17 protein-coding genes and 1 pseudogene are annotated in these 21,590 nt (G+C 64.3%); 8 read left to right on the top strand and 10 right to left on the bottom strand.

Annotated elements, in window-relative coordinates:
* The first annotated feature begins 85 nt into the window (after positions 1-85).
* A complete protein-coding gene (locus tag AC5PZ0_RS09205) occupies positions 86-625 on the top strand; it encodes a histidine phosphatase family protein (protein ID WP_099429954.1) in 540 nt (179 codons plus the stop codon).
* Positions 626-637: 12 nt separating this feature from the next.
* Here AC5PZ0_RS09205 and AC5PZ0_RS09200 read toward each other — a convergent pair whose 3' ends face one another.
* Positions 638-1,423: a sulfite exporter TauE/SafE family protein gene (locus AC5PZ0_RS09200; protein ID WP_027593979.1), complete on the bottom strand. Its 786-nt coding sequence runs from the start codon at positions 1,421-1,423 to the stop codon at positions 638-640.
* Between the two features lie 121 nt (positions 1,424-1,544).
* On the bottom strand, positions 1,545-2,150 hold the full coding sequence (locus AC5PZ0_RS09195) for a helix-turn-helix domain-containing protein (protein ID WP_033694146.1): 606 nt from the start codon (positions 2,148-2,150) through the stop codon (positions 1,545-1,547).
* Positions 2,151-2,265: 115 nt separating this feature from the next.
* Here AC5PZ0_RS09195 and AC5PZ0_RS09190 point away from each other — a divergent pair, with 115 nt between their 5' ends.
* From AC5PZ0_RS09190 to AC5PZ0_RS09180, 3 genes are all read left to right on the top strand, one after another.
* On the top strand, positions 2,266-3,402 hold the full coding sequence (locus tag AC5PZ0_RS09190) for an NAD(P)/FAD-dependent oxidoreductase (RefSeq protein ID WP_493854734.1): 1,137 nt from the start codon (positions 2,266-2,268) through the stop codon (positions 3,400-3,402).
* Positions 3,403-3,414: 12 nt separating this feature from the next.
* On the top strand, positions 3,415-3,792 hold the full coding sequence (locus AC5PZ0_RS09185; RefSeq protein ID WP_027593976.1) for a RidA family protein: 378 nt from the start codon (positions 3,415-3,417) through the stop codon (positions 3,790-3,792).
* A gap of 168 nt (positions 3,793-3,960) precedes the next feature.
* Positions 3,961-5,025 carry a YkvI family membrane protein gene (locus AC5PZ0_RS09180; RefSeq protein ID WP_099429949.1) on the top strand — a complete coding sequence of 355 codons (1,065 nt, stop codon included), beginning with the start codon at positions 3,961-3,963 and terminating at the stop codon, positions 5,023-5,025.
* Between the two features lie 79 nt (positions 5,026-5,104).
* Here AC5PZ0_RS09180 and mcpA read toward each other — a convergent pair whose 3' ends face one another.
* Both mcpA and AC5PZ0_RS09170 read right to left on the bottom strand, forming a co-directional pair.
* Positions 5,105-6,991 carry a methyl-accepting chemotaxis protein McpA gene (gene mcpA / locus AC5PZ0_RS09175; RefSeq protein ID WP_493854733.1) on the bottom strand — a complete coding sequence of 629 codons (1,887 nt, stop codon included), beginning with the start codon at positions 6,989-6,991 and terminating at the stop codon, positions 5,105-5,107.
* A 141-nt stretch (positions 6,992-7,132) separates the two neighbouring features.
* Entirely contained in the window at positions 7,133-8,011 is an 879-nt protein-coding gene (locus AC5PZ0_RS09170; protein ID WP_099453457.1) for a LysR family transcriptional regulator, read from the bottom strand.
* A 102-nt stretch (positions 8,012-8,113) separates the two neighbouring features.
* On the opposite strand from AC5PZ0_RS09170, the gene AC5PZ0_RS09165 reads away from it, so the two are divergent.
* Positions 8,114-8,542: a PACE efflux transporter gene (locus AC5PZ0_RS09165; protein ID WP_027593972.1), complete on the top strand. Its 429-nt coding sequence runs from the start codon at positions 8,114-8,116 to the stop codon at positions 8,540-8,542.
* A gap of 62 nt (positions 8,543-8,604) precedes the next feature.
* Here AC5PZ0_RS09165 and AC5PZ0_RS09160 read toward each other — a convergent pair whose 3' ends face one another.
* From AC5PZ0_RS09160 to AC5PZ0_RS09140, 5 genes are all read right to left on the bottom strand, one after another.
* The gene (locus AC5PZ0_RS09160) at positions 8,605-9,669 is read right to left on the bottom strand and encodes a hypothetical protein (protein ID WP_274887026.1); all 1,065 of its coding nucleotides are present in this window, start codon (positions 9,667-9,669) and stop codon (positions 8,605-8,607) included.
* A 110-nt stretch (positions 9,670-9,779) separates the two neighbouring features.
* Complete coding sequence (locus tag AC5PZ0_RS09155) at positions 9,780-10,460, bottom strand: GntR family transcriptional regulator (protein WP_027593970.1); 681 nt, start codon at positions 10,458-10,460, stop codon at positions 9,780-9,782.
* Between the two features lie 15 nt (positions 10,461-10,475).
* Complete coding sequence (locus AC5PZ0_RS09150; protein WP_099453459.1) at positions 10,476-11,180, bottom strand: FadR/GntR family transcriptional regulator; 705 nt, start codon at positions 11,178-11,180, stop codon at positions 10,476-10,478.
* Positions 11,181-11,224: 44 nt separating this feature from the next.
* Positions 11,225-12,535, bottom strand: a complete 1,311-nt coding sequence (locus AC5PZ0_RS09145; protein ID WP_099429945.1) for a C4-dicarboxylate transporter DctA — start codon at positions 12,533-12,535, stop codon at positions 11,225-11,227.
* A 247-nt stretch (positions 12,536-12,782) separates the two neighbouring features.
* Positions 12,783-13,097, bottom strand: coding sequence for a helix-turn-helix domain-containing protein (locus AC5PZ0_RS09140; RefSeq protein ID WP_027593967.1), 315 nt, complete (start codon positions 13,095-13,097; stop codon positions 12,783-12,785).
* Between the two features lie 164 nt (positions 13,098-13,261).
* On the opposite strand from AC5PZ0_RS09140, the pseudogene AC5PZ0_RS09135 reads away from it, so the two are divergent.
* The 3 genes and pseudogenes from AC5PZ0_RS09135 to AC5PZ0_RS09125 all read left to right on the top strand — a co-directional run.
* Positions 13,262-13,693, top strand: a pseudogene (locus AC5PZ0_RS09135) (PAS domain-containing protein); the annotation flags it as partial.
* A 126-nt stretch (positions 13,694-13,819) separates the two neighbouring features.
* Positions 13,820-14,929, top strand: a complete 1,110-nt coding sequence (locus tag AC5PZ0_RS09130; protein WP_493854782.1) for a methyl-accepting chemotaxis protein — start codon at positions 13,820-13,822, stop codon at positions 14,927-14,929.
* 12 nt (positions 14,930-14,941) lie between these two features.
* The gene (locus tag AC5PZ0_RS09125) at positions 14,942-16,636 is read left to right on the top strand and encodes a putative bifunctional diguanylate cyclase/phosphodiesterase (RefSeq protein WP_493854732.1); all 1,695 of its coding nucleotides are present in this window, start codon (positions 14,942-14,944) and stop codon (positions 16,634-16,636) included.
* A 70-nt stretch (positions 16,637-16,706) separates the two neighbouring features.
* Here AC5PZ0_RS09125 and AC5PZ0_RS09120 read toward each other — a convergent pair whose 3' ends face one another.
* A complete protein-coding gene (locus AC5PZ0_RS09120; RefSeq protein WP_493854731.1) occupies positions 16,707-21,533 on the bottom strand; it encodes a dermonecrotic toxin domain-containing protein in 4,827 nt (1,608 codons plus the stop codon).
* Between the last annotated feature and the right edge of the window lie 57 nt (positions 21,534-21,590).

Raw genomic sequence — 21,590 nt, 5'->3', positions numbered from 1 at the left:
CGCACAGGCCAGGCGCATTTCGTCGCGCAAAAAAAGTGGCGGCATGCTAAACCATCCGCTCCCGCCTGCCATGAAGAGAGCACCGGTGAAAGCCGTTCGCCTGACCCTCGTTTGCCATGCCCTGACCCACGCGCAGAAGACGGGCTGCCTGCCCCGGCCGGAGGACGGCATCCTGGCGCTTGAGCAACCGCCCGTGTCAGCTGGGCCTGCCGTGCAGGTGCTGAGTGCGCCGGAGCGGCGGGCCTGCGAGACAGCGGCATTTTTATCGTCGCAAGCACGGGTCGAACCGGCATTGGCGGATTGCGACCTGGGGTGTTGGCAAGGCTTGCCGCTCAAGCAGTTGCAGGCAGCCCATCCACAGGCGTTGTCCGAATGGCTGGAAAATCCCGACAGCACACCGCATGGCGGCGAATCGTTCGCCCAGCTGTGCCAGCGCGTGGCGGCTTGGCTAGCGGCGTTCGACACGCCGGGTGAATGGCTGGCGGTGACTCACCCCATGGTCATCCGCGCCGTACTGGTCCAGCTATTGGGGTGTCCGATGAGCGCCCATCAGCGCATTGATGTGCTACCGCTATCGCGCCTTGAACTCAGCTTCGCCGGGCAGTGGCGTCTGCGTCTGGGTTGATAGCGGTGGCGGTCAGAAGGCCAGTTTGTAGCCGATCAGCAACAGCATCGCGGCCAGGCACGGGCGCAGCACGCGGTCGGAAATCCGCCCGGTAAGGTGGCTGCCCATGTAGATACCCGGCAGCGAACCGAGCAGCAGGTAGCCCAACAGCGACCAGTCCATGTTGCCCATGCCGGCGTGGCCCAGGCCCGCGACCAAGGTCAGCGGTACCGCGTGGGCGATTTCGGTGCCGACCAGGCGGCGGGTCACCAGGAAGGGATAAAGCAGGAACAAGGCCACGGTGCCCAATGCGCCAGCGCCGATGGAGGTCAGGGTGACCATGACCCCCAGCACGACGCCGGTGAGCACGGTCAGCGTGTTCAGGCTGCGGTCGCTGAGGTGATAGTGGTCACCGGCATGACGGCTGGCGAATGCCTGCAGGCGCGATTTGAACAGAATGGCCAGTGCGGTGAGGATCAACACCACGGCCAGGCCTTGTTTGATGATGGCGTTGAGCGCCGAGGTGTCGGTATGCAGGGTGCTGAGGAACCACAGGGTGAGTGCGGCGGCGGGCACGCTGCCCAGGCTCAGCAGGCCGGTGATTTTCCAGTCGATGTTCTTGTTGCGGGCATGCACCCAGACGCCACTGGCCTTGGTGATGGCGGCATAAAGCAGGTCGGTGCCGACAGCGGTGGCCGGGTTGATGCCAAACCACAAAAGAATAGGGGTCATCAGCGAGCCGCCACCTACGCCGGTCATACCGACGATGAAACCCACGACCAGCCCGGCAAGGGTGAAACCGAAAGAACCTACATCCATACGCTACTCGACTGCCCAACTTTGCCCGTTATCGGATGGAAGCCAGCATATAGAATTTTTAATAGCCAAATAGACTAGTTCGTTATTAGGTTATAACTGCGTGGTGCCTGTGCGGCACCGCTTAGCGGTCCGTCATGACCACCATCACCTGCGCATCACCGCCGTCTTCGCTTTCCGACAGGTAGATATGCCCCACCTGGCTATTGAAGTAGGCCGTCTCTTGCGGGCCGATGCTGACGGCTTCACCCGTCTCGAACTCAATGCGCACACGCCCGCTGAGCACCAGTGCGAACTCTTGGCCTGGGTGGCGGATAAAGTCGTCGAACTGCCCGCGTTCGCGGGCGATGATGCGGGCATAGGCGGGTGTCATGCGCCGCTCGGGGAATGCACCGGCGATCGGGTGGTAGTCGTAGGTACCCGTCGCGTAGCCTGCCACCGCGGCCAGTGAGTCCACCACCACGGTGACCGGCACCGGCGTATCCGCCGTGCCGCTGGCACGGAACAGCTGCGCGATATCGACATTCAGCGCGCGGGCAGCGGCGGCCAGTTTTTCGTAACTTACCGAGACCTGGGCAAGCTCCATTTTCGACAAGGTCGACACCGGCACGCCGCTGGCTTCGGACAATTGCTTGAGGGTCAATTGGCGCGCCTTGCGCACTTGGCGCAGGCGTCTGCCGACGGCGGCGCGGTCTAGCAAGGGCAGTGCATCGGGACGGTCATCGGGCATTCGGGGCACTCGGCATACGGCGTTGGTCGGGCATATTACCTTGGACCCTTGCGCATTTCTAAATTCTCATATATTAGAATTCTCATAAATGATAATTATCGAAGCAGGAGCGTGCATGACCCCGATCTACGACACCCTGATCATCGGCGCAGGCATTGCCGGCGCCTCCTTGGGTTATCGCCTGGGTGGCCAGCAACGGGTGCTGCTGCTCGAGCGCGAGTCACAGCCTGGCTATCACTCGACCGGGCGCTCGGCGGCCATGTTCATGGAGGCCTACGGCACGCCGCAGATTCAGGCACTGACCCGTGCCAGCCGCGCGTTCTACGAAGCGCCGCCCGCAGGCTTCTGCGAACACCCTTTGCTTGAGCCGCGCGGCTGCCTCTATGTCGCCAGCCATGAACAACAGCAACTGCTCGAACAGACCCATGCGCAGAACCTGGCCAATGGCACTGAAGTCAGCCTGCTCGACCGCGACGCGGCGCTGGCGCTGGTGCCGAGCCTGCGGCCCGAGGTCGTGGCCGGCGCGGTGCTAGAGCCAGGCGCCATGGACCTGGATGTACACGCGCTGCACCAAGGGTTTTTGCGCGGCTATCGGGCTGCCGGGGGTGAACTGCGCTGCAACGCGGAATTGGCCAAGGCCCGCTTGCTCGATGGCGTGTGGCAGGTGGAATTGAGCGATGGCAGCTGTGTCCAGGCTCATCAACTGGTCAATGCGGCAGGTGCCTGGGCCGACCGCGTCGCCGAGCAATGCGGCGTGGCGCCCATCGGCCTGCAGCCGTGCCGCCGCAGCGCGTTTACTTTCCCCGGCCCCGCCGAGCAAAACTTCGCCCGTTGGCCAGCGGTGATTGGCGTCGACGAGAGCTTCTATTTCAAGCCCGACGCCGGGCAACTGCTCGGCTCGCCCGCCAACGCCGACCCGGTCGAACCCCAGGATGCCGCGCCCGAAGAGCTCGATGTGGCGTTGGGCATCTACAACATCGAAGCCATGACCACGCTGACTATCCGCCGCCCAAGCCACAGTTGGGCCGGTTTGCGTTCGTTTGTTGCCGATGGCGACCTGGTGATTGGTTTTGATGCACGCATGCCTGCGTTTTTCTGGCTGGCGGCGCAAGGTGGCTATGGCATCCAGTCGGCCGCAGGTGCTTCGCGCCTGGCAGCTGACCTGCTGCTTGGCCAGCCGCTGTGCCCTAGCCTTGTCAGCCAGGGGGTGGCGCCTGAACGCTTGTCCCCGGCACGTTTCCAGCAACCCTGAAAGGAGCTTTTTATGAGCAATGATATCCAGCGTTTTCCCAGCAGCCTGCCATTTCCGTTTTCCCGTGGGGTAAAAGCCGGCGGCTTCCTGTTTCTGTCTGGCCAAGTACCGATGAGTGCCGGCGGCGAAGTGGTACGGGGTGATATCCAGACCCAGACCCGCGCGGCCTGCGAACGCATCGCCGAGAGCCTGGAGGCGTGCGGGGCACGCTTCGATCAAGTGGTGAAAGCCACGGTGTGGCTGTCGGACATGAGCCACTTCGCCGGCTTCAACGAGGTTTACAAGGAATTCTTCGGCGCCGCCTTGCCGGTTCGTTCGACGGTGGCCTCGGCGTTGGCGCTGGGGGTGGATGTGGAGATCGAGGTGCAGGCGTTTATCGGCCAAGCGTAACCGTTCACTGATCCAGCAGGAAATTGTAGGCGCAGCCTAGTGCTGCGTAAGGTGGCCAGATGCCCATGGCATTGCTGTGGTGCTGAAGGCCTCTTCGCAGCACAAGGCTGCTCCTACAGGGGTTCTTTGCCGCAGTGACGCACAACAACAATAAAACCAGAGGTTCACATGCAAGAGCAGCTGAAAATCGCCGGGGCCTTCGTTGGCGTGATCGTGGGGGCGGGCTTTGCTTCGGGGCGGGAACTGTTGTTGTTCTTTGTCGATTTCGGGGTATGGGGGCTGGTCGGCGCGCTGGTCAGCGCCGCCTTGTTCACCTTCCTCGGCATGGCCCTGGCGGGCTTGGGCAACCGGCTGCGGGCCACATCGCACAAGGATGTGATACAGGCCATCTGTGGCCGTCACCTGGGCCTGTTCGTCGACTGGCTGATCACCTTCTTCATGTTCGCCGTCACCGTGGTCATGCTGGCCGGTGGGGGTGCACTGCTGGAGCAGCAGTTCGGCATCCCGGCGTTGACCGGCAGCGTGCTGATGACGGTCGTGGTGGTGGGCATCGTGTGCCTGGACGTGCGCAAGGTGATCCTGGCCATCGGCGCGATCACCCCGTTGTTGATCCTGGTGGCGTCGGCGATTGCACTGTACGCAGTGTTTACCCGCGAGCAGAGCTTTGCCGACCTCGATCACCTGGCGAGCCAGCAGCAGGCCGGTACCCGTCATTGGCTGTTGGGCGCGTTCTTGTATGTGTCCTACAACATCGTTGCCGGTGCGCCGATCCTGGCCATTCTGGGGGGCTCGGCCAAGGGCGAGAAGACTGCAGTGTGGGGCGGGTTGCTGGGCGGTGCAGCGCTCGGTGGCTTGATGTTGGTGATGAGCGCCGGGCTGTTGTCGCGCCTGGACAGCGTCGCCGATCTGCCGATGCCGATGCTGTCGATTGCCAATGAGGTGTCGCCGCTGTTGGGGCTGGTGATGTGCCTGATCATTTTCGGCATGATCGTGAACACGGCGGTGGGCACTATGTTCTCGTTCCTTTCGCGGCTGTTGCCGGCGGGCACGGCGACGTTTCGCTGGGGCTCGGTGGTGACCGGGGTGGTGGCGTTTGGCTGTAGCCTGGTGGGGTTCATCAGCCTGGTGGGCGAGGTGTATCCGCTGTTTGGCTACCTGGGTTTTGTGCTGATGGCGGCGGTGTTGCTGGCCTGGGTGCGGCGGGGTAAGGCGGTAAAAGCGGTGGTGGTGTAGCGGGGTTGCTGCGCAGCTCATTCGCGGGCAAGCCCGCTCCCACAGGGGTGTGGAGAGGGCTTGCTGGCGAACGTGACAGTTAGATTCTGAAGCTGCCCACCAGCTGCTTCAGTCGGCCAGCCTGTTGGGCCAGCTGATCGCAGTGCAGCAGTGTCTCGTTCAGGTTCTCGACGCCTTGCTGGTTGAGGGCGTTGATCTGGGTGATGTCCAGGTTGAGGCTCTCGACCACGGCAGTCTGCTCTTCAGTGGCAGTGGCCACCGACTGGTTCATGCCATCGATCTCGCCAATGCGCTGGGTCACGCTGGCCAGGCGCACACCGGCCTGGTTGGCCACCTGCACGGTCTGTTCGCTGGAGACCTGGCTGGTGTTCATGGTATGCACCGCCTCGCGCGAGCCCACTTGCAGGCTGGTGATCATGCGATGGATCTCTTCGGCCGACTCCTGGGTGCGGTGCGCCAGGTTGCGCACCTCGTCGGCGACCACGGCGAAGCCACGGCCGGCTTCACCGGCACGCGCGGCTTCGATGGCGGCGTTGAGCGCCAGCAGGTTGGTCTGCTGGGAAATGCCTTTGATCACATCGAGAATCTTGCCGATTTCGTCGGTGCTGGCGTTGAGCGTTTCAATCTGCGCGCACGATTCGCTGATGCGCTGCGACAGGGCGGTCATGGCACTGATCGCTTCCTCGACCACTTCGCGGCCACCGTGGGCCTGCTCGCTGGCGCCGCTGGCATGCTGCGAGGCATCGGCGGCGTTGCGCGCGATCTCTTGGGTAGCCGCGCCCAGCTCGTTGATGGCTGCCGCCACACTGTTGGTGCGCATGCTCTGTTCTTCGGAGCCGGTGATCGAAGCGTTGGAGGCGTTGACCACCTTTTCCGACAGGTCATGCACCAGTCGCGTGGCCGACGACACTTCACTGATCGAGGCATGGATGCGTTCAACGAACCGGTTGAACGACATCGCCAGTTCGCCGAACTCGTCCTTGTTCTGCACGGCCAGGCGGCGGGTGAGGTCACCTTCACCTTCAGCGATGTCGCGCATGGCACGGCCCATGGTGGTCAGCGGTTGCATCAGCACCGGGATCAACAAGCCCAGCAGGCCGGCGATGGCGGCCACGGCGATGAGCATGGCGATGATCGCCGAGGTGCGGAATTGGCTAAGGGCGGCGTAGGCCTTGTCCTTGTCGATCGACAGGCCGATGTACCACTGGGCCGACGGCAGGCCGTTGACCGGGGCAAAGGAGATCAGGCGGTCCTGGCCATTGAGGGTGACATCCTGCATGCCCGAGGCGACGCGCAGGCCACTGCCGGGGTAGATGTCCTTGAGGTTTTTCATCACCTGGTCTTTGTCCGGGCTGACGATGACCTGGCCATTGCTGTCAGCAAGGAAGGCATGGCCGATGCCGCCGAAATCGACCGAGTTGATGATTTCGACCAAGGTGTCGAGGGTCACGTCGCCGCCGACCACACCGATCAGTTCACCGTTGCCTTTGCCCTTCACGGGGGTGGCAATGGTGACCATCAGGCCGCCGACGGCGCCTTGGTAAGGTGCGGTCAAAACGGTCTGCCCGGCGCTTGCCGCGGTGCTGTACCACGGGCGTTGGCGGGGGTCGTAACCGGCGGGCATCTGCGCGTCTGGGCGCTGGGTGAATGCACCGTTGGCCTGGCCCAAGTAGGTGAACAGGAAATTACGCGTATAGGACGGCTGCTCGATCAGGCCGTTCAGGGTATCACCGGCGCCTTGCTGGCCGATGTCCTGGGCCAGGTTTTCCAGCACCAGGATGCGCCCGCTCATCCAGTTCTGCACGCTGCTGGCGGTCAGTGCGCCGGATTGCTGCACCGAGGACTCGATATTCTGGCGAATGGTGTTGCGTTGCAGGTAGTCGTTGTAGAGGGTGAACAGGGCAAAAGCCAGGACCACGACGCCGCACGCGCTGAGCAGGATCTTGTGGCGAAATTTCAGGTTCATGTTTCGAGACCTTGAGCCAATCAGGGGGGAGGGCATAGCGCACTCATGACGCGCTGCGCCCTGTCGTCTGGCTATCGGCTTGAGGGGTAAAAAATTGAAACACTTAGCGAAATTTCTTTAGGCCGTTTCGACGAACGGCATTCAGCGTTTACACAGCTGTTCGATCAACAGCCGCGCCGCCTGGCGCAGCGGGTGCTGCTTGCGCCACAGGATGTGCACGGGCAACTGCAGTTCATTACGGGTATTGCGAAAATCCAGCCGCACCAGCCGCCCGGCCGCCAGCAGCGGTGCAATGCGCGAAAGCGGCAAGTCACCCCAGCCCAGGCCGGCCTCGACCATCTGCAGGGCGACGTCGAAGCTGTCGGTGGACCAGTGCGTGGCACCGATCAGGGCGCGCGGGTCGGTCAACGGCAGGTCGCGGCTGCGCACCAGGATCTGGCGCACATTGATCAGGTCTTCAAGGTAGTGAATGCGTGCGTCGAGCAGCGCCGGATGGGTGGGTGACAGGGTAGCCACCAGCGACTCCATGCCGATGTACTGGAAGCCGCGACGGGCATCGACCTGCAGGCCGGCGAAGGCCACGCAGAGGTCGGCGCGGCCACTGTCGAGCAAGTGCAGGGCTTCTTCCTGGGGGGCGCTGAGCAGCGCGATGTCCAGCAGCGGGTAGCGCTCACCGAGCTGGGCGATGGCGCTTAATAGCGGGCGATGGTCGACGTCGGGGACCACCGCGATGGTCAGGCTGCTCTCAAGCCCCTGGGACAACTCCAGGGCATGCACCTGCAGCAGCCCGAGTTGTTCGGCGATCAACCTGGCGTGAGGTTCCAGGGCCAAGGCCTGGGCCGTCGCCCGCACTTCGCGCGGGCCACGTTCGAACAGGCTGTACCCAAGCTCTGCCTCAAGGTTGCCGATGGCCATGCTCACGGCCGACGGCACCCGGTGCAGGGCGCGTGCGGCAGCGGAGAACGACCCGCGGTCGAGCACGGCGAGAAATAGCTGAATATTGTCGCTGGAAAAGTTCATGGCAGCCTCCTGTCAGTTGATCTGACAGCTGCTGACTTTTACTGTCAAGAAGATTGAAGCATTCTCGCCCCCATCGTTTTTTGACTTTGGAGGTAAACCCAGGTGCAGGGGCTCAAACGCAAACTGGTCTATGTGACTTTCTATGAACTGATCGGGTTGTGCATGTCCACCCTCGGGCTGGCGTATCTGTCAGACACCCAGGCTTCCCACACCGGGCCATTGGCCGTGATGATCACCACCATCGCGATGCTCTGGAACCTGATTTACAACACCCTGTTCGAGCGCTGGGAGGCCCGCCAGGCCAAACGCGGGCGCAGCGTGGCCCGGCGCGTGGCGCATGCCATCGGTTTTCAACTGACGTTGGTGGTGTACCTGATTCCGCTGATTGCCTGGTGGCTGGACATGAGCCTGGTCGAGGCGTTTCTGGTGGACCTGGCGTTCATCATCCTGGTGCCGTGCTACACCTTTGCCTACAACTGGGCATTCGACAGGCTCTTCGGCTTGCCCACCTCGGCGCTGGCCACTGCCTGACAGGTTGCTGAAACGCCCCTTGTGAGCAGCCTTGTGCTGCGAAGAGGCCCGCACAAGCAACCCTAAGGCGGCAGGCGTATCAACAACGGCGCCTGCCGCTGTTCCGCCTGCGGCGCTATCGGCTGCTCCACCGGCCGCGGCGCACTGGCCAGCAAACTGTCCTCGACCTGCCCCGACAGGTAATACACCCCCGCCATCGCCCCGCTCTGGCGGTTCTCCATCAACTCCTGCCATTCCTGGTTCAGCGCCACGTTGAGGATCACCCGCAACTGTTCGACCATCTGCGGTTGTTCACGGCCGTGGGTGATCATGCCGTACCCGGTTGCCGCCACCGAGATCATCGCCCCAGCCACCTTGCCCACCGCAGAGGCCACGGCACTGGCGATGCCGCGTGGGGCCAGGGTGGCGCCGAGCTTCTCGCTGGCGCGGGTGGCCACCGACGACAGGCCCACGTCGGTCTGCCCCGGGCCTTTGCTGGCTTGTTGGTGCAAATGCTCACGCATGGCTTGCCAAGCCGGTTGTTGGTCTAGCGACTTGGCCCGCAGCAGTTGGTAGAGGCTGGCGTTGCGTGCAGCGGGCGGGCCCAGAGCGATGGCGGGTATCCGGTTGAGGCGCTGGCTGAATTGCTCAGCCGGTGCGTTGTAGCGGGCGATGATGCCAGGCAGTTGCTGGCCGAACAGTTGCACGTACAGTTCACAGGCCCGGTCGCGAATACCCTCGGGGTTGATCTGCTCGGCCACGGGCTCGATCACCCGTTCGTGGTACTGCTCCTGCAGGTAAAGCGCTAGGCGTTTTTCTGCAGGCTCACGGCCCTCGCCACTGTCGATCTTGTACCAGGCGACCTTGAGGGTCAGCCATTGTTGGGTCCAGTAGCCGGTGAACCAGGGGATGAAGTCGCTCTCGGTGCGTTGCTGCACCTGCTCCTTCCACACCCGCATCGAGCGGCGGGCGTAATCGTTGGCCGACCCGGCGGCACCGACCGAAGCCTCGATCAGGTCCTGGTCGATGCGCTGCCAGGCAGCGGCGGTGAGCACGGCGGGCGGTGGCGGGGCGGGCGGGCGCTTGCTCGCACAGCCGCCGAGGGCCAGCAACAGGCACAGTAGCAGTAAGGGGGTACGCGAGCTCACGCGGCCGCCTCCCTGGGTAGAGGCTGGGGTGGTTTCTCGAGTATAGAGAGAAGGCTGCCAGTAGGAGCGGCCTTGCGTCGCGAAAGGCCGCTCCTATAACGACGAAAAACTCAGCCCAGGTCGAGCTTGTCTTGCAGGCGGTCGAGGTGCTCGTGCATCAGCGCCAGCGCTGCGGGGGCATCACCTGCCTCGACCGCATCGATGATTGCCGCATGTTCTTCCCAGGCACAGTGGTCGCAGCAGGGCGACTCATAGCGGGCGATGATCAGCGAGGTCATCGGCACCAAACCGTTGAGAAACCGCGCCAGCGGGGCGTTGGCGGCGACCTGCGCGAGCTTCAGGTGAAACTCGCCGCCCAGGCGGATGGCCGCGCAGCGCTCACCGTTTTCGTGGTGCTGGCGCTCCCGCTCGACCAGCAGGCGCAGCTGGCGGATCTGCGCCGGCCGGGCGCGTTGCGCGGCGAGGGTGATCAAGGTGGTTTCGGCCAGGCGCCTGGCACTGAGCACCTGGCGCGCCTGGTCGGGGTCGGGTGCGGCCAGGTGCGCGGTGTGGCTGGGGCGCTGAACCACCACCTGTTGGTCCGACAGGCGGCCGAGCACCCGGCGTATCACCGTGCGGCTGACACCAAAGGCATGGCCCAAGGCCTGCTCGGGCAGCAGTGCACCCGGCGGCAAGCGCTGTTCAAGGATTGCGTCGAACAGCCGTGGGTAGATCTGGTCGGCCGACAGGCGAGTTTCGCCGGCGGCGAGCAAGGCAGGCAGGCGGGGGGCGGCGTGGGCGCAGGCGGTCATGGTCGCTCTCCTGGGTCAAGGGCGGGGGTGTTCGTCCGGGATGTTGAGTTGGATGCCCATGCGCTGGCCTTCGGCAAGGATGTGCTGGCGCATCTGGGCGCTGGCCTCGGCGCTGTTGCGTTCGCGGATGGCGCGCACCACGGCATCGTTTTCCTTCAGCCGTGCGGCCAGGTGTTCGGGCGAGTTGCGCAGCATGTCGGCGCTCTGCTTGAGGGCGTTGCTGGTCTGCTGCACCACGCTCTGGAAGATCGGATTGGTGGTCAGGGCGAACAGCGCCTCATGCAAGGCGATGTAGGCTTTGACCCCGGCTTCGCTGTCATCGGCCTCCAGCGCTTCGCGCATGTCCATCAGCGTCAGGCGCAATTGGCCGATGTCGTGGCTGTTGGCCGATTGCGCGACCAGGCCGACGATGAAGGGCTCGAGGGTGTAGCGCAGCTCCAGTACATCGGCCAGGCTGGCCGACGCGCTGGTGTCGATGCCCGGCTCCTGCAGGGCAGCATCGGCATCCAGCACCAGCACGCCTTTACCGGGCAGCGCGCGCACCAGGCCCAGGGTTTCCAGCACGGTGACGGCTTCGCGCAGGCTGGGGCGGCTGATGCCCAGTTGTTCGGCCAGTTCGCGCTGGCCAGGCAGCATGTCGCCGGAGCGCCACTGGCCTCGGGCCAGGGCTTGGCGGAGTTTTTCCACCACTGAGTTGACGACGGTCGATGAGCTGATCACGGTTCGCTCCTGGAAGGGCCGGCGTCACCGCCGGCCGCGTTCGATCAGAATTCCTGTTGATGGATGTTGGGCTGCTTGCGGGGCGTGTGGGCAAAACCTGGTTTGCCAGCGAGTACGTTCTGCGCGCGCTCCAGGTCGATGTCCTTCTCCCAGCGCGCGATGGCCACGGTGGCCACGCAGTTGCCGATCAGGTTGGTCAGTGCCCGGCCGATACCCATGAACCAGTCCACTGCCAGCACCAGCACCAGGCCCACCACCGGAATGGCCGGCACGGCGGTCAAGGTGGCGGCGAGGATCACCAGCGCCGAGCCTGGGATGCCATGAGCGCCCTTGGAAGTCACCAGCGAGACCAGCAGGATGGTCAACAGGTCGGTCATCTCCAGTGGCGTGCCGGTGGCGTTGGCGATGAACACGATGGCCAGAGTCAGGTAGATGGAGAAACCGTCGAGGTTGAACGAGTAGCCGGTCGGGATCACCAGGCCGACGGTGGAGGTACCAATGCCCAAGTGCTCGAGCTTGCGCATGATCTGCGGCAGCACGGCATCGGAAGAGGCGGTGCCGAGGACGATGGTCAGCTCTTCACGCAGGTATTTGATCAGGGGCAGCAGTTTCAGGCCCGACAGGCGCATGACGGTACCGAGGACAATCAGCACGAAGCCGGCGCAGGTCAGGTAGAACAGCGCTACCAGGCCACCCAGGTGCTGCAGCGACTCGAGGCCATATTTGCTGGTGGTGAAGGCGATTGCGCCGAACACACCAATGGGCGCCAGGCGCACGATCATGCCCATGATGCGGAAGATCACGTGGCTAAGTTCGTTGATCAGCCGCGAAATACCTGCCGCCGAGTCGCCCACCAGGTTCAGCGCGCTGCCGAACAGCACCGAGAACAGCAGCACCTGCAGGATGTTGTTGTCAGCAAAGGCGCCGATCACCGACGTCGGGATCAGGTCCATGAAGAATGCGGTGGCGCCATGGATGTGCTGGCCGCGCTCGGCCAAGCTGCTGGCGTCGGCGCTGGACAACTGGTCCAGGTGGATGTTGGCACCGCTGCCAATGCCGCTGCTGAAGGCGAACACCAGGCCGATCACCAAGGCGATGGTGGTCAGTACTTCGAAGTAGATGACTGATTTCAGGCCGATCCGCCCAACCTTTTTCAAGTCGCCGGCACCGGAGATACCGCTGACCACCACACAGAAGACGATCAAGCCGATGAGCATCTTGATCAGCTTGATAAAGCCGTCACCGAGGGGTTTGAGTTGCAGGGAGACTTCGGGGAAGCTGAGGCCGCAGGCAATGCCGAGGGCAAGGCCCAGCACGACTTGCAGGAAGATCGAACGCGAGCACCATTTGAGCATGGGAGTGATCTCTGGTCGGTGTCCTTGCTTCGATGCCGCGAGGGTCAAAGAGCGCAGGACTTAATTATTGTGGTCTTACCGGTTTGTTCAGCGCGAGGCCATAAAAGCGCGAAAAATCCTACATTGCAAGTGATTTTGGCCTTACCGGTCTGACCAGTTGTGGGGCAATTGGCCCTGCCAGGCTCTAATTCGGTGCATGCCATTTATCGGGGCTGAACAGCGCCCCCAGGTAAACCGATGAATCAGGTCAGGGCTTGGCCAACGCCTGGTCCACTGCTGCAATCAGCTTGCCAAGATCTTTGGGCGGGGCGTTGTGGATGACACCGAACAGATAGGCGCGCTGTTCCTCTTCGTCGTCCGGTTCGGCGAAGAAGTCCTTGGGTTTGACACCCAGTACGCCTGCGAAGGCCATGAGCGCATCGACGCTGGGGGTATAGGCGCCGGTCTCGAAACGGCTGATGGTCTTGGGGTCGAAGCCGGTTCGCTCGGCGAATTGTGCCTGGGTCAGACCCGCCAGCTTGCGGTAGCGGCGCAGGGCAAAACCCAGAGCTGATCTCGTCATCACTTAATTCCCATTTAGAATCAAGAACTTAACGATATCTATCCGCATGGCGCAACGCCATGATCGATCACCTTTATTTGATTTATGTGATGAATTTCGTAGAATTCGCGGCTTGACCGGACAGTCATCGTCGAGTTTCCAGTGTCATTCGGCCTCATGCCGGTATGGCTGGAAGCGCATGTGCACATTGGAGCGGATCGCTGCGTATCGGTTCCGATGGTCGTCGATGGGCAGGGTGCCGGTTCGTCAGTGAATGGAGTCTCATCGTGCGTCTCAATCTCCCGGTAACCCCGGTCGAGCAACGTTTCCCCTCGGGTCAGCGGCTGATTTCCGCCACCGACACCGCCAGCCACATTACCTACTGCAACCCCGAATTTGCCGCCATCAGCGGTTACAGCGAGGCCGAGTTGATCGGCAGCCCGCACAACCTGGTGCGCCACCCCGACATGCCGCCAGCGGTGTACGCATTGATGTGGCGCTACCTCAAAGCCGGCAAAAGCTGGATGGGCATCGTCAAGAACCGCTGCCGCAATGGCGACTTCTACTGGGTCAATGCCTACGTCACGCCGATCCTTGAAGACGGCCGGGTGATCGGCTACGAATCGGTACGGGTCTGCCCGACCCGCGAACAAGTCAGCCGTGCCGAGGCCCTGTATGCGCGACTGCGCCAGGGCCAGGCGCCGCTGTCGTACGGCCGCCGCCTGGCGTTGCTGGGCCAGGCCATGGCCTTGCCGCTGCTGGGTGGTGTGTTGGCGGTGAGCGCCAACCAGTTCTGGCCAGGCTGGCCAGGGCAGGGCCTAACCCTTGCGTTGTTCGCGGCCTATGGCCTGTGGATGCGCAACGACCTGGGCCGCCAGTTGCGGCGGGTTATCCAGGGCGCCGAAGGCACCTTCGCCGACCCCACCGCTGCGCTGACCTACAGCGACCTGCCGGGCGCTGCCGGGCAACTGCAGCTGATTCTGATCGGTGAAGAGGCGCGCCTGAAAACCGCGTTGACCCGGCTCAGCGACCTGGCCACGCAGATGGCGGTAGCCGCGCACGATGCCGGGCGTCTGTCGCGTGGTACCGAAACGGCCCTGCTGGAGCAGCGCGCCGAAACCGACCTGAGCGCAACCGCGATGACCGAGATGACCGCCTCGATCGGCGAGGTGGTCAACCATGTGCAACTCACCGCCGCCGAGGCGCATACCGCGCACCTGCTGGCCGAGCAGGGCAGCCGCGTGGCCGATGCCAGTGGCACGGCGATTCGCGCCCTGGCCGGCACCGTGGACCAGATCAACCAAGCGGTCACCCACCTAGCTGGTCAGACCGGTGCCATCGCCGAGGCGGCGGGGATGATCCGGGGCATTGCCGAGCAAACCAACCTGCTGGCGCTCAATGCCGCCATCGAGGCCGCCCGTGCCGGTGAACAGGGCCGCGGCTTTGCCGTGGTGGCCGATGAGGTGCGGGCGCTGGCCGACAAGACCCGGCAGTCGACGTTGCATATCCAGGCCATCATCGATGGCCTGCGCAGCGGTGCCGAAGAAGCCGTGGCCATTGCCAGCCAAGGCATTCAGGGCGCCGAGCAGGGCGTTGCCCAGGTGCAGGAGGCCCAACAGGCGCTGCACGGTATTCGTGAAGCGGTGCAACGCATCAGCGGCATGAGCCAGCAGATGGCCACAGCCTCGCAGCAGCAGTCTGCCGTGGCTGAAGAGGTGTCGCGGCAGATCAACGGTGTGGCGGGCATTGCCCAGCACAGCGCCCATAGCGCCAACGCGGCCGCCTCGCGCGGTGCCGAGCTGGAGGAGGTGTGCGCCGGATTGCGCGCCCTCGTGGAGCGCTTCAACCGTTAGGGCAGGATGCTTATGGACGATAACTATCGCGCGGCCGTGGACGCGGCCGCGATCTTTTCCGAAACCGACCTGCGTGGCTGCATCACTTACGTCAACCAGCAGTTCTGCAGCATCTCCGGTTACAGCCGCGACGAACTGCTGGGCGCCAACCACCGCATTCTGAATTCCGGCCTGCACGAGCCGGAATTCTTCCTAGGCATGTGGCGGGCGCTGACGGCGGGCAAGGTGTGGAAGGGCGAGATCTGCAACCGCGCCAAGGACGGTTCGCTGTACTGGGTCGACAGCACCATGGTGCCACTGGTCGACCCAATGACCGGCAAGGTGCGCAAGTATGTGTCGATCCGCTTCGACGTCACCGAGAAGCGCCAATTGCTGCATACCTTGCAATGGCGGGTGGGGCACGATGTGCTGACCGGGCTGCCCAACCGCGCCTACCTGTCCGACCTGCTCAACCAGGCACTGGCGTTCTCGCGCCGTGAAGACATCCCGCTGGCGGTGTGCATGCTCGACCTGGATGGCTTCAAGGCGGTCAACGATGGCTACGGGCATGCCACCGGCGACCTGTTGCTGGTCGAAGTGGCGCAGCGCCTGAAGGGCATCTTGCGCGGGGGGGATGCCGTGGCCCGGTTGTCGGGTGACGAGTTTGTGCTGATCCTGCGCAATGTCAGCGACGACCGCCAGTTGCATGCGGCCCTGCGCCGGGTGCTGCGGGCGCTGGCGGCCACCTATGTGGTGCGCGAGCACACCCTCTCGCTGAGCGCCAGTATTGGCGTCACGCTGTACCCGCTCGACGATGAGGACGCCGATACCCTGGTGCGCCACGCCGACCAGGCCATGTATGTGGCCAAGCAGCGTGGGCGCAACCGTTACCACGTGTTCGATGTGTCCCAGGAGCAGGAACTCAAGGCCACCCACCAGACCGTGACACGGGTGCGTCGGGCACTGCGCAATCGCGAGCTGTGCCTGTACTACCAGCCCAAGGTCAACCTGCGCAGCGGCGAGGTGCTGGGTTTCGAGGCGTTGCTGCGCTGGCAACGGCCGGGGCGTGGCCTGGTGCCGCCGGGCGAGTTCCTGCCGTTGGTGGAACAAACCGACCTGATCACCGAAATTGGCGAATGGGTGATCCACCAGGCGCTGAGCCAGTTGCAGGCCTGGCAAGGGCAGGGGCAGCCGTGGTCGGTGAGTGTCAACATTGCTGCGCGCCATTTGCAGCGCAGTGATTTCGTCGAACGCCTGGAACAGTTGCTGGCGGAGCACCCCGGGGTTGACCCGGCACGGCTGGACCTGGAAATCGTCGAGTCGGTGGCCATCGACAACCTGCAGCATGTCAGCCGGTGCCTGGATGCTTGCCGGGCCTTGGGCGTGCGCTTTTCGCTGGACGATTTCGGCACCGGCTATTCGTCGCTGAGCTACCTCAAGCGCTTGCCGACCCAGACCATCAAGATCGACAAGTCGTTCGTGCGCGACATTCTCCATGACCAGGATGATCTGGCCCTGACCGGGGCGGTGATCGGGCTGGCGCGTGCGTTTGGCCGCGAGGTGGTTGCCGAAGGCCTGGAGAGTGTCGAGCATGGGCGGGTGCTGATGGCACTGGGTTGCGAGCTGGCGCAGGGGTACTTCATCGCCAGGCCGATGCCGGCGAGTGAAGTGCTGGCCTGGGCGCAGGGGTATCGGCAGCCTGAGCAATGGCGCAGCGTTAAAGGCTGAAGTCGAAGCGCTTGCAGCCGAATCGGCTGCGGGCGACACGCCCTGCAGGGGGCCTGCCACCCGCTGTACGTCAGCCGGCCTGGAACAGAGCCTGGGTCAACTGCCGGTAGAGCTGGTCTCGCGCCTGCTGGCGGGTGCTGAGCAGCAGGCGGCCAGCCAGCGCGTAAAGCTCGTCTTCGCCTCTGTAGCGCCCCGACACCAGGTCGATGCGCTGCAAGCTGCCCTCCACCCGCCATGCCAGCCCCGGTACGGTGTGGGTCTCGCGCTCCAGCGCGGTGATGAACGCCAACGGAACAGCGGGCCCGCGGTAGGCACCCGGCGCGGTGGTGGGTTCACTCAACTCGGTGTAGTACTCCGAAGCAGCCTCCCAGTCACGTGCGAGCGTTTCGAATGGCTCAGGCCGTAGCCGCCGAACCCAGGCGCGCCAGAAGGGTTGCTCGCTCGCCCAGCGTGCCAGGAAGGCAGCATCCGCCTCAGTTTCGACTGCCAGGGCCAGGCGTTGCAGGGTGGTCTCGCTCAGTTGCGCCAGGTAGCCGAAGGCGATCTGCCCAGGTTGTTCGGGCAGGCCCAGGCGTTCGCGCAGGGCGATGCGTGCGACCAGGGCGATTTCAATTTCGTCGGGCGGGGTTCGCGGGTCGCTCAGGTGCGCATCGCTCAAGTCGTCTTCCGCCACCAGGGCTGGTGCGGTCTGGCGTTCGCTGTCGTTTTGCGCATCGTTCAAGGCCTGCCGGCGTGCCCGGCGAGCGTTGTACAGGGCGCCTATGCGTTCATCCAGGCGGCCCTGGCGGGCCAGGCCAGTGGCGACGGACACAGCGACCGCTTCGTCGGTGGCGCCGGGGTGCGCGGCGGCCACGCTACGCCATACCGACACCTGCGTTTCGACCCGCTGGAACAGCAGGCTGGCCTGGTCCACGCAGGCCTCGGCTGCGTCGTTGATCTCGGTGAGTACTTGCTCACGCAGCTCGGCGAGGCCCCAGCCCGCGTCACCGACGTCTTCGCGGGTGAGCGTGCGCAGTACATGCACGATGCGCTCACGCGTGCGCACCGGGTTAGCCAGGTACTCCGGCGTTTGCGCCATGCGTTCGGCCAGGCGGTACACGGGCGCCCACTCAGCGTCTTCGGCATTGGCCTCGCGGTGTGCCTCAAGCTCGGGGGGCAATTCGATCACCCAGGCCTCGTCCTCCAGGGCATCCATGTCTGGGATGGCCGTCAGCCCTGCACCGAACAGGCTGCGTTGGGCCTGCTCACTGAAAGGGTTGTCGTCGAAGTCGTAATAGGTGCCTTCATCCCCGTTGCGTATCGCTTCAGCGAACGCCGTGTCGTGCAATTCGGGTGCATCGACCAACCGGTTGCCACTGAGGTCGAGCGAGCGCAGCACGAGTGGGCGTTGGTTCATCAAGCCTGGCAGGCCTTCGGGCCATTGGGTGATACCGGCATGGTCGAGGTCCAGGGTTTGCAGGTGCTGCCAGCCGGTCACGTCGGGTGCCAACTGCAGGGGGTTTTCCCCTAGGCGCAGCGAGTGCAGCTGGTTGAGGCGGCCCAGCGCCGCGCGGCTTTCTGCGGTGAGGGTGATTTCGCACGAGCCCAGGCTCAATTCGGTCAGCGCGGGCCAGCCTTGCAACGCTTCGAAGTGTTCGGTTTGCAGTGCGAGCCTGTTCAAGTCGGCCCTCAGCGCGTACAGGTGCTGCAACTGGCCGAGCCGCTGCAGAGCGGCGACAGGCAGGCTCTCCAGGCCGCCAGAGAGGTTGAGCCGCTGCAGGCGGGGCAGGTGCGTCAGCAGATCGATATTGCGTGCCTCCTGCAAAGCCACGACGTTGCACTGCAGGTCCAGGGTTTCCAGTTCGGTCATCTGAGCCAGGGCGCCAGGCAGCAAACGCAGCCTGTTGCTGGCCAGGTCCAGGTTACGCACGCCAGGGAAGGCCTGCAGGAAGCCATCGAGGTTGATCGCTTCGCCATCGGGTGAGTCGACGATCGTCAGCCACCGGACGTGCTCCAGGCGCGTGGGTAAGGTCGGCAAGGCGCCCAGGTCCTGGGCTTCCAGCACCAGGTCCAGCTGATCGGCCTCCACGCCTTCCCTGCGCCAGGCCTGGCGTATGCGCCGTGCGGCCTCCGTCCGCGCAGCGGTGCGTTGTTCGAGGGTGTCCACCGCCAGGCCTTCTGTGTCATTTACCCAGCCATCCAGTGTGGTGTTCAGGCGCTGGTATTCTTCGCGCAACTGTTCGAGCAGCCGGGTGAAGGCGCCTGGGCTTTCACCGGCCTCCAGGCGCAAGCGCTGGCGCAGCCACTCGCGGTCACCGGGGTGGCGGCTGGGGTACAGCGTGTCGAACAGCTCGTCGTCATTCAGCCAGCCCCGGCCACGGCCGCTGAGGGGGTAGCCGACACGGCCGCCCGGCGCGAGCCGTGTGGGCCGCCGATACAGGGTGCGCACAGGCGCCATACCTAATTGCTTGGCGGCGTACGTGCGGTTGCCGGCGGCCTGTTCGAACAGGGCGTCACGCAAGGGCAGAGGGTCATGTATCTGCAAGCCAAGGGCGATGCGCTCGCTGTCAGGCAGGGCGTTGAGAATGGCCTGGTAGAGCGTCGTGTGGCCGGCCAGCGGTTGGCCGTGTTCGTCGTAGGGTTGGTAGCCCCGATCATCGCGCACCACGGTTTTGCCGGCTCGTCCCTGGGCGCCAGTGCCCTGCAGTCGTGGGCCTTGCAGGTTGCCCTCTCGCAATTCGAGTTGCACTTCGCCCGTCCAACCCGGTAACCGTCGCAGAATACCCACGGCCAGGGCATCACGGTCCTGCACCGGGCCGCTGTCCTGATAGAAGCGCAGCAGGGCGCGGTCGAGGCGTGCTTCGTGCTGGTAGGCGCGGGCTGTTTCGGCTACCGAGAGCGGCAATCGGCCCCTTCGTTGGCCTAGGGCCAGGTCCTTGGTACGGGTATTGGCAAGGATCTCGGCCTTGGCTCTGCGGCTAAGGGACGGGAAGTCCCGGCCAAGCAGCAGCGTGATGGCGTCGGTGCTGGCCGCTGTGGGGGTATCGGTGGCGCCCAGTGCTTGCAAACAGTCGAGCAGCAGGGCGGGGGCGGCTTCCTGATCGACCACCACGCGGCGTACGGCCGCTTCGCTGAAACCACTGCAGCGCAGGGCGCGCAGCAGGGTTTCATCACTCACCGCCGGGCCGCTGTTGGCGATGCGCCGCACCAGTTTGGCCGCGTCCCACGCCAAGGGCTGTTCGTGCTCCAGCAACCACGGCACCTGGCCATTGCCGAGCAGGCGAGGGGCGCGTTGATGGCCTTTCGCGTGTGCCAGCTGCCAGCGACTGTCGGGGGCTTTTTCCAGCGGCATGGCCTTGCCCTCCAGGTTGATCCACGGTTGGCCCTGCCAGTGGTGCAAGCCATCCGCTCCAGGGGTGCCTGGCGGCCAGGGCGCCTCGCGGGTGAAGGGGCGCAGGTCGCCGTGCCACAGGCGCTGGCCTGTTCTGCCGGGGAGGCGTGTCCAGTTTTCAAGGGGGCCTGCCAGCTGGACCGCGCTGTGCACGGCACCCAGTGCCGCAACCTGCAGCAGGCTGTTGAGCACACCGAACAGATGGCTGATGGCGGCCTCGGTTTCGCCTTCGTTCAGCGCATGGACGCCTTCGAGGAACTCGCCCACGATTTGCGCCCCGCCGACCACCAGCATCACCTCGCCCAAGGCGGGCACGAAAAAGCTGGCCACATTCAGTACAGTCAGCCCCACACCCAGCCAACCGAGCAGCCGGGCAGTTTGCGCCGCCGCGTCGAACTGCGCCGTGGGCACAGCCAGTGTCACGGCATCTGCCAAGGTGGTTTGCACCTGGTTGCTGGCCCTAGCGGTGAAGCATTCGCCGGGCCACGGCGTGAAGTCCAGTGGCAGGCGGGCGTTCTTGTCCAGGGTTTCTTGCCACAGGTCGTGGGGCGAGGGGAACAGCCGGTTGATCCAGTTGAAGGACTCACCTTTCTCCAGTGTAGGTGGGGTCGGGTGCAGCGCTGCGTAGGGGTAGCGCGGGTAGAGTGTGTGCCTTAGTCGCGCGGCGAAGGCGGGTTGCTGCGCGTGGCTGACAAAGCGTTTGAAATACACACGAAAAGGCTCCTCCCATAGCCGCTTCGTGAGTGCTGCGCCGACGGCCTGCAAGGACGAGTACTGGTGCAGGGTGCCTTGGGTGTCCCCAGGCAGGTAAAGCAGGCACGGCTCAGTCTGCCCGTGTGGCTCGAGTCGCAGCAGCAGGGCGCCACTCAGCGGGAAACCGAGCAGGCTCAGGTAGCCACATTGCAGGCGCATCGCCCCACTGAGCGTCTGTACCTCGCGCGCGCCGGCAAGCGCGGCCTCGCCCAAGGCTTCGCCGCGGCTGTCGATATGCCCTTGCAGCCGCGCTGATAACAATTCGACCGCGAAGGCGGCACGGTCCTGCTCACCCAGCAACGCACGAAAATCAGCGGTGTCGACGTGCTCGCGCAGGTGGTCCAGGTAGCGCTGGCCAAGGTCGAGGCGCCGTACGCCTTTCACGAATCGCACGCTGTCGAGCTGTTCCAGTTCAGGCGCATCCTGGTTGGCATAGAGGCGTACCGGCGTGTCCGCTTGCAGATTCTGCAGGGCAGCTTCCAGCCAGGACCGACTGCGCAGGTGGCCCGTGGTGCGCTCGGTCAACACGGTGGTATCGAGTGGAGGCAGCGACACCCCGGGGTACCAGTGTGCGAGCGCGTCCTTCAACAACGGTCGGCAGAACGCCTCTACCGATTGCAGCGGGGCAAGGGCCTTCTGCAGTGCACGTGTGGCGCGGTGGCTGTGCAGCAGGTGGGTTTTCAGGGCCTGACGCTGATGCGGGGAAGTCTGGCGAAGCCAGCCGGGCAGGCGCTGTTGAATCAGGGCTACGTGATGGGGGTGCAAATGGCTCATGGGCTGCTCCTGACAGGTTGGAGCAGCGAGGGTAATGACCCGCATTAGCCCGGCTTC

It is taken from the genome of Pseudomonas sp. 5.2, from assembly GCF_059025405.1.
The sequence above is the reverse complement of the archived record's forward strand: the minus strand, read 5'-3'. Positions and strand labels throughout refer to the sequence as shown.

What these genes read in the sequence shown, in the direction of transcription:
- AC5PZ0_RS09200 (WP_027593979.1), bottom strand. Translation starts at nt 1,423, where the DNA reads ATGGATGTAGGTTCTTTCGGTTTCACCCTTGCCGGGCTGGTCGTGGGT.
- AC5PZ0_RS09195 (WP_033694146.1), bottom strand. Translation starts at nt 2,150, where the DNA reads ATGCCCGATGACCGTCCCGATGCACTGCCCTTGCTAGACCGCGCCGCC.
- AC5PZ0_RS09190 (WP_493854734.1), top strand. Translation starts at nt 2,266, where the DNA reads ATGACCCCGATCTACGACACCCTGATCATCGGCGCAGGCATTGCCGGC.
- AC5PZ0_RS09185 (WP_027593976.1), top strand. Translation starts at nt 3,415, where the DNA reads ATGAGCAATGATATCCAGCGTTTTCCCAGCAGCCTGCCATTTCCGTTT.
- AC5PZ0_RS09180 (WP_099429949.1), top strand. Translation starts at nt 3,961, where the DNA reads ATGCAAGAGCAGCTGAAAATCGCCGGGGCCTTCGTTGGCGTGATCGTG.
- mcpA (WP_493854733.1), bottom strand. Translation starts at nt 6,991, where the DNA reads ATGAACCTGAAATTTCGCCACAAGATCCTGCTCAGCGCGTGCGGCGTC.
- AC5PZ0_RS09170 (WP_099453457.1), bottom strand. Translation starts at nt 8,011, where the DNA reads ATGAACTTTTCCAGCGACAATATTCAGCTATTTCTCGCCGTGCTCGAC.
- AC5PZ0_RS09155 (WP_027593970.1), bottom strand. Translation starts at nt 10,460, where the DNA reads ATGACCGCCTGCGCCCACGCCGCCCCCCGCCTGCCTGCCTTGCTCGCC.
- AC5PZ0_RS09145 (WP_099429945.1), bottom strand. Translation starts at nt 12,535, where the DNA reads ATGCTCAAATGGTGCTCGCGTTCGATCTTCCTGCAAGTCGTGCTGGGC.
- AC5PZ0_RS09140 (WP_027593967.1), bottom strand. Translation starts at nt 13,097, where the DNA reads ATGACGAGATCAGCTCTGGGTTTTGCCCTGCGCCGCTACCGCAAGCTG.
- AC5PZ0_RS09130 (WP_493854782.1), top strand. Translation starts at nt 13,820, where the DNA reads ATGGCCTTGCCGCTGCTGGGTGGTGTGTTGGCGGTGAGCGCCAACCAG.
- AC5PZ0_RS09125 (WP_493854732.1), top strand. Translation starts at nt 14,942, where the DNA reads ATGGACGATAACTATCGCGCGGCCGTGGACGCGGCCGCGATCTTTTCC.
- AC5PZ0_RS09120 (WP_493854731.1), bottom strand. Translation starts at nt 21,533, where the DNA reads ATGAGCCATTTGCACCCCCATCACGTAGCCCTGATTCAACAGCGCCTG.